The organism is Photorhabdus sp. HUG-39 (assembly GCF_963878365.1).
Lineage (GTDB): Bacteria > Pseudomonadota > Gammaproteobacteria > Enterobacterales > Enterobacteriaceae > Photorhabdus > Photorhabdus kayaii.
The window spans coordinates 1-13,983 of the sequence record NZ_CAWNWY010000005.1 but is presented as its reverse complement, the minus strand read 5'-3'; the positions used below and the strand labels follow the sequence as shown (position 1 = coordinate 13,983).

The following is a 13,983-nucleotide window of genomic DNA, read 5'->3' as shown; positions in this document are numbered from 1 at the left end:
TTTTCACACCTAATTTGCCAAAGATTATGGCTTGAATGTTGCCACCATTTTAGACTGAAAGATCGCTTTCAGTTCTTGTTTACTCTTCATCACCAACTGGCCGTCAGTACCAATCGTCATATGTTGCGGATCATGGTTATGCCTTGATTGCCATAGCATAATCATTTGCAAACTATGCTCTTTCTGCTCTACCGTTAGAGGCTCACCATCCTGCCATTTACCCAGTTCTACTGCCTGAACCAGGCGTTGATATATTTCTGGTGTCATTACAGATAACAGATCATCCAGTTCCATTGATATTTCCTCATTATTTTCCAGAATTAGCTGAAACGATTTTTTACGTAAACTAAGATTATGCTCGCAATAATAAAAACGATTAACCTACTGTTTTTTCGCCTGTATTTTCATCAGTAAAGCTTAATGCAACCGAGTTGATACAAAAACGCTCTCCTGTCGGCTGCGGTCCATCAGGGAACACATGCCCCAAATGAGCGTTACAATGACCGCAACGAACCTCAATACGATGCATATTGTGACTATCATCATCAAGATACTGCACTGCATCATGAGTGGCAGGCTGGTAAAAACTCGGCCAGCCACAACCAGAATCAAATTTAGTGTCAGACATAAATAACGGCTGCTCGCAGCACAAACAATGATACACGCCACTTTTCTTATTATGTAGCAATTTCCCTGAGAATGGCGGCTCTGTCCCGGCATTCTGGGTTACGTGACGCTGAATATCGGTTAGTTCTTTATAAAGGGAAACATCAGGATTCTTAGTCATAACGACCACCTTAATAATAAGACTCATGCTCTCAATAATAATTGATTAATAATAACAAAAAATTAACATTACATCAGTGGAATTTATTTTAAGTGGTTAACTGAATCTGTCTATACCCTATGTGACCGGGGTAAGTGAGTGCAGCCAACAAAGAGGCAACTTGAAAGATGACGGGTATATCCTACTATTTGTGATGTGACTCGCATATCTAACCAATTAACTTTCAATATCTGTCTGTGCCTTGATAATGATGGGCGGCTCGATTGCCAGTACCCTATAGCAAGCGTCTAAATGATGAACTCAAAGCTAATGTTTTTCAGCTATTGACACGATTCCGCTTGACGGCTGGCAAGGTTTTGGTAACTTTAGTAATAATTTTTAATTCACTAAAAAATAGCTGGTGGAACACTATGACTATCAAAGTAGGTATCAACGGTTTTGGTCGTATTGGCCGTATTGTTTTCCGTGCTGCACAAGAACGTTCAGACATCGAAATCGTTGCAATCAACGATTTGCTCGACGCCGAATACATGGCTTACATGCTGAAATACGATTCAACTCACGGTCGCTTCAACGGCACTGTTGAAGTAAAAGACGGCCACCTGATTGTTAACGGCAAAGCTATCCGCGTTACAGCAGAAAGAGATCCAGCTAACCTGAAATGGAATGAAGTAGGTGTTGATGTTGTTGCAGAAGCAACAGGTATTTTCCTGACTGACGAAACTGCACGTAAGCACATTGCCGCTGGTGCGAAAAAAGTTGTTCTGACCGGCCCATCCAAAGATGACACGCCTATGTTTGTTATGGGGGTTAATCACAAAACTTATGCAGGTCAGGAGATCGTTTCCAATGCTTCCTGTACCACTAACTGTCTGGCACCGCTGGCTAAAGTTATCAATGATAAATTCGTCATTGTTGAAGGTCTGATGACCACAGTTCACGCAACAACGGCAACTCAGAAAACCGTTGACGGTCCTTCTGCGAAAGATTGGCGTGGTGGTCGTGGCGCTGCTCAGAATATTATCCCATCATCTACCGGCGCAGCTAAAGCTGTGGGTAAAGTTATCCCTGAACTAAATGGTAAGCTGACTGGCATGGCTTTCCGCGTTCCTACGCCTAACGTATCTGTTGTTGATCTGACTGTACGTCTGGAAAAACCAGCCACTTATCAACAAATCTGCGATGCAATCAAAGATGCGGCTGAAGGTGAACTGAAAGGCGTGCTGGGTTACACCGAAGATGATGTCGTATCTAACGATTTCAATGGCGAAAAACTGACTTCTGTATTTGACGCAAAAGCAGGTATCGCTCTGAACGACAACTTTGTAAAACTGGTTTCCTGGTACGACAACGAAACCGGTTACTCTAACAAAGTTCTGGATCTGATTGCTCATATCTCCAAATAACTGTGAAAAGAGCTGCCTTTCCCCGGCAGCTCTTTTATACCCTATGGATTTCAAGATGCATTGGGTATATTATCGCCGTGAGTAATTAAAAACTATATGTAACACCTGTCCAAACAATACTTGAATATGACTTATTAACCATTGGGCTATCTTTAATTTCACTCGGTAAACGCTCAACGCGCCCCATCATAAATACAGACCATTCCTGGTTAAATTTATAATTAGCAGATAATTCCAGATAGGGAGTCCAACTATCATCTGGAGTATATTTTTCTAGTCCGCTATGGCGTGATTCACTATCTTTAATACCATATTCATAACGATTTTGTTTTTTACTATTCCAAACCACACCTAATCCTGGTTGTAATGACCAATCATCACTTTTAAATTCATATAAATAACCTAGGTCAATCGTTATGCCTTTACTTTTACCCAAAGTATCCGCAGCAAAAGAGCTACGCAACGTTCCCCAATCTTCAATATGACGATAGCTAAAGCCGCCCATCATAGTATCATGGCGACGATCCAACTTTTTCATCTGCTTATCTTCATTATCTTTTGGGCGAAAATTTTGAGGATAGTAATAGACATCTAAAGATAGCTGATCTTTTGGTTGATTCCACAAATAATATCCGGCGGCTAAAGTACGAAAATAGAAATTGTCACTTTCATAATTAACCATTGGAACAAACAACACTTTATCTTTATTCTTTACCCCCTTATAAGGTGATGCCTCAGCTAAAACAGAGGCGCCAATTGACCACTGTCCCGCATAAGCTAAAGATGAAGAAAGACAAAAAGTGACGACTGTGGCTAAAATTTTAGCTTTGTTGATCATGATTAACTATTTCCTTTAAAACAATTATGCGATTAGCTATATCAAGTGTAAAAGATCATTTCCCTCATTTCCAAGTAATAACGTCCTATTTTGCCTTAAAAAGCACAATATGTTTAGTGCCCGCCTAATTATTCTGACAAAAATAGACAGATTAGAGAAAACAAAGATATATTAATTTAGCCAAAACGGTAACTTATTTACTGCAATAATACCAAACGGTGACGACTATTTGACACGCTACCTAGTATTTAACGACATCATATAGATACCGGGACCCGATTTGCCAATGCGCACAATAATTCATAGCCAATCGTTCCAGAGCTCTCCGCCACATCATCCACCGGCAAATTTTGCCCCCACAATTCAACACGACTGCCAATTTGGGCCTGCGGACAAGGCGTTAAATCCACCGACAACATGTCCATTGATACTGTACCTAATACTTGGGTCCTAACGCCATCGACAATAATCGGTGTTCCCGTCATTGCACAACGGGGATAACCATCAGCATAGCCACAGGCGACGATACCGACGCGCATAGGGCCTGACACTGTATATTTACTGCCATAACCTATTTTGTCTCCTGCCTTGAGATTCTGAATAGCAATAATCTCACTTTGCAGACTCATCACCGCTTTCAACCCAATATCGGCAATATCTTTCCACTTTCCACTCGGTGAGGCACCATAAAGCACGATACCGGGACGTACCCAATCTCTATGAGTTTGTGGATACCACAAAGAAGCAGCTGAATTAGCCAAACATTGAGAAATATCCAACCCCTGACTCACCGAATTAATAACGTTAAGTTGTTCAGTAACACCGATCTCCTTATTATCCGCATTCGCAAAATGTGACATTAACGTTATTTGCCCAATTTGCCGGATACCTCTTGCTAATGATAAAACCGCGCTATATTGATCCACAGGAAATCCCAATCGATTCATACCGCTATTGAGTTTGAGGTAAATATTGATGGGTTTACTCAAATTGGCTGCTTCTATTGCTTCAAGTTGCCAATGGCTATGCACTACCGTTGTCAACTGATATTCATCAATTATTGGCAAATCTTCCGGTTTGAAAAACCCTTCCAATAGTAAGATTGCCCCCTGCCACCCCTGCTCCCGCAATAAAATCGCTTCATGAAAATCAAGTAAAGCAAATCCATCAGCCTGATCAAGATACCGCCATATACAATGCAGACCATGCCCATAAGCATTTGCTTTAACAACAGCCCAGATTTTACTATTACCGACCTTATTACGAATAATCGCCAGATTATTTTCCAATGCATCAAGATGGATCGTTGCCGAAATCGGACGTGGCATATTCTATTTAGCCTCTCAGTTCAGTGTGTAATTGATGGCTAAATGGCACCAATTTTGTATTAAAACCATTAAAATAACGAAATACTGATAAATCATCAGATGCAATGGCAGGCTTTTTACCCGAAATAATATCAGCCAGCAATTGACTGGAACCGCATGCCATTGTCCATCCCAATGTACCATGCCCTGTATTTAGGTAGAGATTGTGATATTCAGTCGGCCCAACAATTGGCGTACCATCTGGTGTCATTGGACGTAATCCTGTCCAAAAATGAGTCTGAGTAATATCGCCACCGCCTGGATAAAGGTCTTGCACCACCATTTTCAATGTTTCATAACGTGCTTTAAGCAGATTCAAATTGAAACCGACAACTTCTGCCATTCCACCCACACGAATACGGTTATCAAACCGGGTAATCGCAATTTTGTAGGTTTCATCCAATGCAGTAGATACCGGAGCCCGTTGTGCATCGACAATAGGCATAGTTAATGAATAACCTTTCAGTGGATATACTGGAATTTTGACAAGACCTTTCAGTAATTCAGTGGAATAAGCTCCCATTGCAACAACATAGTTATCTGCTGTCATAACACCATCTTCGCACTGGACGCCGGTAATCCGATGCCCTTCCACCAATAACTGTTTGACCTGTTTATTAAACAGAAACGTTACGCCTGCCGCTTCTGCCATTTTTGCCAACTCTTTAGTAAAAAGCTGACAATCACCCGTTTCGTCGTTCGGTAATTGTAAGCCCCCCGTCAGTTTGTCAGCGACATGTGCCAATGCCGGCTCTACTGTCGCTAGCTTATCTGCCGTTAATAAATTGTAAGGAACACCTTCCTGTTCAAGAACGGCGATGTCATTCACGGCATTATCAAACTGCTTATTGGTGCGGAATAATTGAAGCGTGCCCCCCTGCCGCCCTTCGTATTGAATACCCGTATCGGCCCTCAATTGTTTGATACAGTCACGGCTGTACTCTGCCAGTCGTACCATCCGGCTCTTATTTATCGCATAGTGACTTGCATCACAATTACGCAGCATCTGCCACATCCAGCGTAACTGAAACAACGATCCATCTGGACGAATAGCCAATGGAGCATGACGTTGAAACATCCATTTAACCGCTTTCAATGGAATACCCGGCGCTCCCCATGGGGTCGCGTATCCCGGCGAGATCTGCCCGGCATTAGCCGCACTGGTTTCCTCAGCAGCACTTCCCTGGCGATCAATGACAGTGACTTCATGACCTTGCTGTACCAAATACCAGGCACTGGTTACACCAATAACACCACTACCTAAAATAAGGATTTTCATCATGGCCCCCGGACGATTTAAAATTTTAGGCAAGCATAATATGCTGGTTATAAAAAACCAATATAGAACAATCATCGGTCACGTCAATAATCTACATTTATGATTTAGGTCACAATTAGATTACATTTATGCAACAGGCTTATTTGTGATTTATACATACCCAACTTATGAAAATTAATATTAAAATCATAAAATTAAGATAATAATTACGATATGAAACACATGCTAATTATTTCATATCAAGTTATTATTCTGAGTTTTTCGGTGAAAAAAATGAATCAATTAAACAACCACAAGATACCAACAACCATCAATTAATCAAAATAAAAACCCAATAAAAAACCAAAAAATCAGAATAATATTCTGAAATAGAGACATTAACAATTGGCTTGAGATTGAATGAGAAAAAAGAAACAAAACGCCCGGTACAGAGTATTCTGCACCGGGTCAATTTAAAATAATTTTGATTTGAAACGACTAGATCGGATAAGGCCTGGGATTAAGTAAAAATACTAACGAGATATCAGCGACGCACTTCAGACAAATCACTTGGCATCGTACTTTGCATACTGTGCCAAATGATACCGCTCTCTTTACCATAGTTACGTACACATTCCATAACGTTATCGTAAGATTTATCACGACATAATATCACCAGTTGCTGATAAAAATTCAGCGCCAATTTACGCGCCTCAGGATTAGAGAAGTAATAACGTCCTATACGGGTATATAGCCCTTTCAACCCATTGATAATAAGGCCATAAATTGGATTACCTGAAGCAAAAGCCAAACCACGGAAAATATCATAATCTAGCATACTAAACGACTCTGAATTATCTTCCACATGCTCTTTTTCTGCCAATACTTCCAATGATTTCCCCGGATTGTGCTTAAAAGCCGTGCGAATAAATATCGCCGCAATATTCGTTCTCACCGCCAGTAGGTTATCAATCAACTCAGGAACGCGATCGTGATCAAGACGGGCCAGAGTCTCTAAAATATTAAGACCCGATGTTTCCCAAAAGTTATTCACTTTTGTTGGTTTGCCATGCTGAATAGTTAACCATCCATCACGAGCCAAACGCTGCAATACTTCACGCAGGGTGGTCCTTGTCACACCAATTAACTCAGATAATTCACGTTCTGCCGGAAGAATGGAGCCTGGAGGAAAACGGCCGTTCCATATACTCTCAATAATATACTCTTCCGCAAAACCTGCGGGACTTTGAGCCTTAATGACCATATTTTTATTATTCCAACGTGATTTTTTCAACTAATAATAGACGAAATTATATCAGAATACGCAACTTCAATATAGCTATGTAGTCTAGAAAGCGTAAAGGCGGCCATGAAAAAAAAGCGTACTAATGCTTAGTTATATACCCTATGGATTTCAAGATGCATCGCGACGGCAAGGGAGCGAATCCCCGGGAGCATAGATAACTATGTGACCGGGGTGAGTGAGTGCAGCCAACAAAGAGGCAACTTGAAAGATAACGGGTATACCTCATTTCCCTTAAAACATTCTGTATAAAAGCGTACTATTGTTTAAAGAACACAATTTTACGAATTTAGAGGAACTTTAATTGCAATGGAAACCAGTATCCTAAAAACAGCGGTAAAAAACTTTCTCGGCAACTCGCCAGATTGGTATAAGCTAGCTATCACCATCTTTCTCATCACCAACCCATTGATATTCTTCTTTATTAATCCATTTGTCGCAGGCTGGCTGCTTGTTATCGAATTTATCTTTACTTTAGCAATGGCACTTAAATGTTACCCGCTACAACCAGGTGGCCTGTTGGCAATTGAAGCGGTCATTATCGGCATGACCTCACCTCAACAAGTTGGTCATGAAATTGCTAATAACTTGGAAGTTATACTGTTGCTGATATTTATGGTCGCAGGAATTTACTTTATGAAGCAATTACTCTTATTTGCTTTCACCAAACTCCTGCTCTCCATAAAATCTAAGCGTATGCTTGCCTTAGCATTCTGCCTAGCCAGCGCATTCCTGTCAGCATTTCTTGATGCCCTAACCGTGATCGCGGTAGTTATTAGTGTTTCCCTTGGTTTTTATTCTATCTACAACAACTTCATTACTGAGCAGCATGATGTAATTAATACTAAATATGACAATGGTACTGATATAGCAAAAAAGAAACAAACTCTTGAACAGTTTCGCGCTTTTTTGCGCAGTCTGATGATGCATGCAGGTATAGGTACTGCACTCGGTGGTGTAATGACGATGGTAGGAGAACCCCAAAATCTGATTATCGCCAAAAACGTTAATTGGGATTTTGTCACCTTCTTTATTCGCATGGCTCCAATTACCCTACCTGTCTTTATCTGCGGGCTGCTAGTCTGTTTTCTGGTCGAACACTTTAAATTGTTCGGTTATGGTACAGAATTGCCAGAACGCGTCCGACAGGTATTGGAAGATTACGATAAAAAAACCAGCGCAAAACGAACACGTAAAGAAAAAGCACAGCTTATTGCTCAAGCGCTAATCGGTATATGGCTCATTGTCGCACTGGCATTTCATCTGGCAGAAGTTGGTCTAATTGGCCTTTCAGTCATCATTCTAACTACGTCGTTCTGTGGTATTACCGAAGAACATGCACTGGGTAAAGCATTTGAAGAAGCACTACCCTTCACGGCATTACTAACCGTTTTCTTTTCTATCGTTGCAGTCATTGTTGATCAGCAACTGTTTACGCCATTTATTCAGTTCGTATTACAGGTTTCTGAAACTTCCCAACTTTCCCTGTTCTATCTGTTCAATGGCTTACTCTCATCAGTATCAGATAACGTGTTTGTCGGTACGGTTTATATCAATGAAGCAAGAGCGGCTATGCAAGAGGGCCTGATTTCACATAAACAATTTGAATATCTGGCTGTTGCGATTAATACCGGCACAAACCTGCCTTCCGTTGCCACACCTAACGGACAAGCCGCATTTCTGTTCTTGTTGACGTCGACATTATCACCATTGATTCGTTTATCTTATGGCCGCATGGTGATAATGGCATTACCTTATACTATTGTCATGACACTGGTCGGTTTGCTGTGTGTAGAATTTCTGCTAATTCCAGTCACTGACATGATGGTTCATTGGGGATTAATTGCTTTGCCATAACCAACCCATGCCGTATTGAGCAATGATTACGCTCAATACGGTTTTATTTTTCCCCGGAAAAGCCAGATTTACCTTAATTGACTTTTTTTGTTACCTGTAAATCGGCAAAATAGGCGCTCAATTGTTTATCTTAATCTGCATGGAAAAACGGAAATGATGCGATTTTTGAACCACTGTTCTCAAGGACGAAGCGCATGGCTGTTAATGATTTTGACTGCCCTGATACTAGAAAGCTCGGCATTATATTTTCAACATGCGATGAAATTACAACCCTGCGTGATGTGTATTTATGAACGGGTTGCTCTGTTTGGTGTGTTGGGCGCTGGGATATTAGGTGTAATCGCACCAAAAACGCCGTTACGCTGGCTGGCTATTATTTTGTGGGCCTACAGTGCCTGGAGTGGCCTGCAACTCGCATGGGAACATACTATGATGCAGTTGCACCCTTCTCCATTTAATACCTGTGATTTCTTCGTAAACTTCCCTTCATGGTTGGCGTTAAACCAATGGCTTCCTTCTGTATTCGAAGCTACAGGTGATTGTTCAGTAAGACAATGGCAATTCCTGACCTTAGAGATGCCACAATGGCTAGTCGGTATTTTTGCTGCTTATTTAGTTACTGCTGTACTCGTATTAATCAGCCAATTTTTTATTCGTAAATAATTACCAACTCAGACAGGTGAAAATGATTGTCTGATGAATCAAATATATACCCTATGGATTTCAAGATGCATCGCGACGGCAAGGGAGTGAATCCCCGGGAGCATAGGTAACTATGTGACCGGGGTGAGCGAGTGCAGCCAACAAAGAAGCAACTTGAAAGATGACGGGTATACTCGCAGAATTATGCCCAAGGCTCCTATAACCGGAAATCCGAACGGCATGTTCTGCACATATCAAGTTGGTTAATTTCTACCTCAAATTGATGCACAAGAACCTTGCAACAATGCCCTTTCATCACAACGCTTACCATTTACCAACTGGCAAACAGGTATTTGCGCACCATTTAATTGTATTGCGAATGCAGGCATACCACCCACATCAGAACAAATTGCTCTGGCATTGTCCCTAAGAGCAACTTCTGGTTGAAAATTTTTTGGTTGAAAGTATTGTATCCCCTGATATTGGGTGGATGTTTTCCCTGTCTGGCGACTACAACCAGCTAATACAGCAAGACTAAAGAGTACTCCTAATAAGACTGTTTGGCATCCTTTCTTATTACTGGCGTTTAACATATCTCTTCTCCAGAAAACGATTCAGGGAAAACAGGAACACTATTAATTGTTAATTAATGTGCACTGCTGTTAGAAAGCAGGTTTATTACCATTACACCAGCAACAATAAGAGCCATACCTAAAATAGCCGCCCAATCCAGCTTCTGCTGATATAAAAATATCGCGGCAACAGAAACCAACACAATACCCAAGCCAGACCATATGGCGTAAGCGATTCCTAATGGCACAACTTTGACTACCTGAGATAACCCCCAGAAAGCGATACCGTATCCAACAATGACCAGTATAGAAGGGAATAATTTACTAAACCCATCAGAGGCTTTTAATGAAGCCGTTGCTATAACTTCAGCAACAATTGCCATTGCTAAATATACAAATCCATTCATATCTTTACTCTCGCTATAGTAGAAAAAATAAATCGACCAACATTAATAGACAAAAACGGATTGAATCTATCACAAACGCTTTAAGGTGTAACGTAACAAAATTGATATATTTCGTTCCTTAAATCCAATTCAAACCTTATTTGCTACCTGTTCAACAGAAGTACTGTACAGGCAGGAAAATCGTTGGAGATATTTTACAAGGAATATAGAAAAGCGCTAATGATAGGTTATCGCTTTGAGATTTAGATCAGACTCATTCGTACGATACCCTTTAGGATTTCTAAGAAAACATAGCGCGGTAGAATTAAAAACCGGTAAAAATATAAGTTAAAAATAATCCTATACCTTATGGATTTCAAGATGGATCGCGACGGCAAGGGAGTGAATCCCCGGGAGCATAGATAACGATGTGAGCGAGTGCAGCCAACAAAGAGGCAACTTGAAAGATGACGGGTATAAATCATATTTGCCATAAATTACACCTAGTTAATTTACCTTATGTTCAAGTTCTCATTCTGGGTTGTTTTCCTTTGATTTCAATAAAAGAATTGTAATGAATCGTTAATTGCCTTATATAAATGTAAATATTGTCGGCTTGTCGTCAGACTAAATATATAACAAATTCCTCTCACTATTTCTATCCTTTATCACAGAAAAAACCGTATATTAATCAATATAAACAGACAAAGTCAGATTGAATCTATACATCACCTAAACTCCTATGAATTCTCACTCTGTAGGGATTAGCAACCCATTTATCATATATTGAAGATAATCCGATTATCTGATTAAGTTATGTTACCTAACGTTGAACCAACATGTTAAAAGCTACCACAGGAACAAATAGAGTATTATGAAAAGAAACATTCAACCCGGTTTCTGTGTCGTACAGCAACCTGGAGGATTGAGTTTTCAAGCAAGTCTGTTATTCAGCCATTCAAATAGCGAAGCGGCCCGCTATTTTATGGAATTAAATTCAAATTACCGATTCCTAAAACCGGGACAAATCCTGCTGGTGGCAGATCCAGACGCTTATAATCCGCCGCATATCATACAGCTATTGAAACAATCTCAGTATGAAGTCAACCAATCCGTTTCAGCTCTGCCTAATGAATATGCTGTGTTTTTGCATCGTCATTTTGGCCTGTTTCACTATGTACTTGATCAAGGAGGAACCTTGGTTGGTACCGCATCATCACTGGGTAACACTTATTTCTCCCAAATCAAAAAAAATCTGTCAAAGTTACAGAAGCTTTATCAAAGAGAATATCGGTTAAATGGGCTAAACCGAAAATTTGCCAGTCCCGAGTTTTATGTAGAAAGACAACTGATTATGGGCAACTTAAAGGGATTATTAAATAAAGTTGGCCGACTCTCTTTGAAAATCGACCAACATCCTAATTTAAAACATGCGCTAAAATTATCAACCAAAGCCATTGCTCACCAATGGGATAAAGCAGGGATTGGCGCAATAAAGGGATATAGTCAAACAATTATACAAAGTGAAAAAATGGTTAAATGGATGAAATATGGTGGCCGGGTTGCCATTGGTCTGGATTTTGTTGATACCACCGGACAGGTTATTGATGCCTGCAACTATGGGCAAACAAGACAATGTGAAAAAGTGGCCGTCAAGGAATATAGTAAATTTTCAGGTAGAACAATCGGAGGAGCAGTCTTTGGTTATGCTGGTGGAATTGCCGCAGACGCAGCATGTGTTGCTCTTGGTGCTACAACTGGGGGATTAGTTGCTGGAATTTGCATGATGGGTGGTGGTCTTGCAGGTGGTTATGCCGGTAGTAAAGGTGGAGAATGGTTCCTTGAACTTATTGTTGAATCTTCAATGGGACTTTAATATGAATAGAATCACTTTCATCATCTTGGTTATTTCTTGCGCTTCTTTTATTGGTTTTTTCATTATATCAGCAGCTATTTACAAAATAAATCAAAAAAAGATGGATAAAATTATTGAATTATATATGGAAAAAGGTTTTTGTTTATCATCAGGAGCATACATGGGGCATTTTATGGGTATTCACGGTCAATTTTATACTGCCGCATTTTTCTATAAATTATTAACAGGAAAAAGAATAAGAATAAATAGACCTAATAGTAAATATATGCCACAAGAGTCTTACGATTTCATTCAAAATTTACCCCCCAATTTAACTCACTGGATAAAAATATGTTTCATTACCATCAATATAAGTGTTGCATTTTTTATTATATCAATGGCAATATGCCTATTTCAAAAATACGCTTAATCATACTAAAAATTCAATGGAACTTTAATGTGAACATAATCACTCTTATTATTTTAATTATATTTTACATCTCTTCAACAATTATCCTTCTTATATCAATAGCCATTTACAAAATAAACCAAAAAAAGATGGATAAAATTATTGAATTATATATAGAAGAAGGATTTTATTTACCAACAGGCATAACAATACAACGCTTCGGAAGGATGCGTGATCAGTTTCAAGTCGTTATGTTCTTCTACAGGCTGTTAACTGGAAAAAAAATGAAAAAAAATCATCCTGATAGCAAATATATGCACCAAGAATCTTATGATTTTATTCAAAATCTACCCTCCAGCTTAACTCATTGGATAAAAATATATATCATTACCACTTATATAGGTGGAGCATTATTTTTTACATCAACAATAATAGTCTTAATTCAAAAACATTATTCATTGTGCTAAATGGATATGTGTGGCTGTCGGTAGTGTAGTAGGTGGAGTTGCCGGAAGCAAAGCAAGAGATTTCTTAATCGATAAAATAGTAAGTGAATAACATGAATATCTTAATTAATACAGTTAACTTTATCATGCTTTCTTTATTTTTAGTTAGTATGTTTTTGTTACTATCTTTATTCGTTTTTTATGGAATAAATAAAAAATCCTTCACAGAAATTATAGACGAATATATACAAAATGGGTTTTTTATCCCACAAATTATATATGTAATATCGTTTTCCGGTTTCTATGGGAGTTATTATCTATCATGTTTTTTCTACCAGATAATAACTATAAGAAAGACTATAATATCTCGTGCTTTTATAGGCAATTCCATCCCGCAAGAAGCATATGAGTTCGCAAAGAGTATACCTAAAAAACTTGCATCAATAATGATTATCTATTATCATTTATTTTCTGCCTCTATATTCTTATTCATTTTAAGCTGTCTACTTCTCTTGTTATACAAGTATTTAACGAATACATAAAACACACCCTATTAATTAAAATACCAATGGGAAATTAACATAAACAGTTCAACTCTTATCATTATGACTATCCTTTACATTTCATTTTTTGTTTTTTTAGTTGTCTCAATCATTATTTACAAAATAAATCAGAGCAAGATGTATAAAATTATTGAATCATATATAGAAAAAGGGATTTATTTATCAGTAGCTGTAAAGCTGGGCCGTTTTTTGGGTGTTTATGGTCAGTTTCAAGTTGCTATTTATTTATCAATTACTAATCGAAAAAATGAGAATAAATAAACCTGATAGTAAATACATGCATCAATAATATTA

Annotated in this window: 15 protein-coding genes; 7 read left to right on the top strand and 8 right to left on the bottom strand. The window is 38.9% G+C overall.

Translation table 11 applies throughout. From position 1 onward, the window contains the following. Positions 1–24: 24 nt before the first annotated feature. Both AAC155_RS05195 and msrB read right to left on the bottom strand, forming a co-directional pair. Positions 25–294: a YeaC family protein gene (locus AAC155_RS05195; protein ID WP_112893898.1), complete on the bottom strand. Its 270-nt coding sequence runs from the start codon at positions 292–294 to the stop codon at positions 25–27. 82 nt (positions 295–376) lie between these two features. Then, a complete protein-coding gene (gene msrB, locus AAC155_RS05190; RefSeq protein ID WP_112875821.1) occupies positions 377–787 on the bottom strand; it encodes a peptide-methionine (R)-S-oxide reductase MsrB in 411 nt (136 codons plus the stop codon). Positions 788–1,197: 410 nt separating this feature from the next. Between msrB and gapA the strand changes: the two genes are divergently transcribed. After that, positions 1,198–2,193, top strand: coding sequence for a glyceraldehyde-3-phosphate dehydrogenase (gapA, locus tag AAC155_RS05185; RefSeq protein WP_113041288.1), 996 nt, complete (start codon positions 1,198–1,200; stop codon positions 2,191–2,193). A gap of 85 nt (positions 2,194–2,278) precedes the next feature. Here gapA and AAC155_RS05180 read toward each other — a convergent pair whose 3' ends face one another. From AAC155_RS05180 to fadR, 4 genes are all read right to left on the bottom strand, one after another. Further along, entirely contained in the window at positions 2,279–3,031 is a 753-nt protein-coding gene (locus AAC155_RS05180; protein WP_113041287.1) for a MipA/OmpV family protein, read from the bottom strand. Positions 3,032–3,288: 257 nt separating this feature from the next. After that, positions 3,289–4,359: a catabolic alanine racemase DadX gene (gene dadX, locus AAC155_RS05175; protein ID WP_113041286.1), complete on the bottom strand. Its 1,071-nt coding sequence runs from the start codon at positions 4,357–4,359 to the stop codon at positions 3,289–3,291. Positions 4,360–4,366: 7 nt separating this feature from the next. Further along, entirely contained in the window at positions 4,367–5,677 is a 1,311-nt protein-coding gene (locus AAC155_RS05170) for a D-amino acid dehydrogenase (RefSeq protein WP_113041285.1), read from the bottom strand. A gap of 523 nt (positions 5,678–6,200) precedes the next feature. Next, positions 6,201–6,920, bottom strand: a complete 720-nt coding sequence (gene fadR / locus AAC155_RS05165; RefSeq protein WP_113041284.1) for a fatty acid metabolism transcriptional regulator FadR — start codon at positions 6,918–6,920, stop codon at positions 6,201–6,203. A gap of 348 nt (positions 6,921–7,268) precedes the next feature. Here fadR and nhaB point away from each other — a divergent pair, with 348 nt between their 5' ends. From nhaB to AAC155_RS05150, 3 genes are all read left to right on the top strand, one after another. Further along, positions 7,269–8,816, top strand: coding sequence for a sodium/proton antiporter NhaB (nhaB, locus tag AAC155_RS05160; RefSeq protein WP_113041283.1), 1,548 nt, complete (start codon positions 7,269–7,271; stop codon positions 8,814–8,816). Between the two features lie 153 nt (positions 8,817–8,969). Then, the gene (gene dsbB, locus AAC155_RS05155; RefSeq protein WP_113041282.1) at positions 8,970–9,479 is read left to right on the top strand and encodes a disulfide bond formation protein DsbB; all 510 of its coding nucleotides are present in this window, start codon (positions 8,970–8,972) and stop codon (positions 9,477–9,479) included. Positions 9,480–9,593: 114 nt separating this feature from the next. After that, positions 9,594–9,725 (top strand): hypothetical protein, encoded by a 132-nt coding sequence (locus tag AAC155_RS05150; RefSeq protein ID WP_262405116.1) that lies wholly within the window; start codon positions 9,594–9,596, stop codon positions 9,723–9,725. Positions 9,726–9,733: 8 nt separating this feature from the next. Here AAC155_RS05150 and AAC155_RS05145 read toward each other — a convergent pair whose 3' ends face one another. Both AAC155_RS05145 and AAC155_RS05140 read right to left on the bottom strand, forming a co-directional pair. Continuing rightward, positions 9,734–10,051 (bottom strand): putative hemolysin, encoded by a 318-nt coding sequence (locus AAC155_RS05145; protein WP_113041281.1) that lies wholly within the window; start codon positions 10,049–10,051, stop codon positions 9,734–9,736. Between the two features lie 53 nt (positions 10,052–10,104). Then, positions 10,105–10,437, bottom strand: coding sequence for a DMT family transporter (locus AAC155_RS05140; protein WP_049581354.1), 333 nt, complete (start codon positions 10,435–10,437; stop codon positions 10,105–10,107). A gap of 853 nt (positions 10,438–11,290) precedes the next feature. Here AAC155_RS05140 and AAC155_RS05135 point away from each other — a divergent pair. From AAC155_RS05135 to AAC155_RS05125, 3 genes are read left to right on the top strand one after another with little or no spacing between them, the layout of a single operon-like run. Beyond that, complete coding sequence (locus tag AAC155_RS05135; protein ID WP_113041280.1) at positions 11,291–12,292, top strand: hypothetical protein; 1,002 nt, start codon at positions 11,291–11,293, stop codon at positions 12,290–12,292. Between the two features lies 1 nt (position 12,293). After that, the gene (locus tag AAC155_RS05130) at positions 12,294–12,701 is read left to right on the top strand and encodes a hypothetical protein (RefSeq protein ID WP_113041279.1); all 408 of its coding nucleotides are present in this window, start codon (positions 12,294–12,296) and stop codon (positions 12,699–12,701) included. A 29-nt stretch (positions 12,702–12,730) separates the two neighbouring features. Beyond that, positions 12,731–13,147 carry a hypothetical protein gene (locus AAC155_RS05125; RefSeq protein WP_113041278.1) on the top strand — a complete coding sequence of 139 codons (417 nt, stop codon included), beginning with the start codon at positions 12,731–12,733 and terminating at the stop codon, positions 13,145–13,147. Positions 13,148–13,983: the final 836 nt, after the last annotated feature.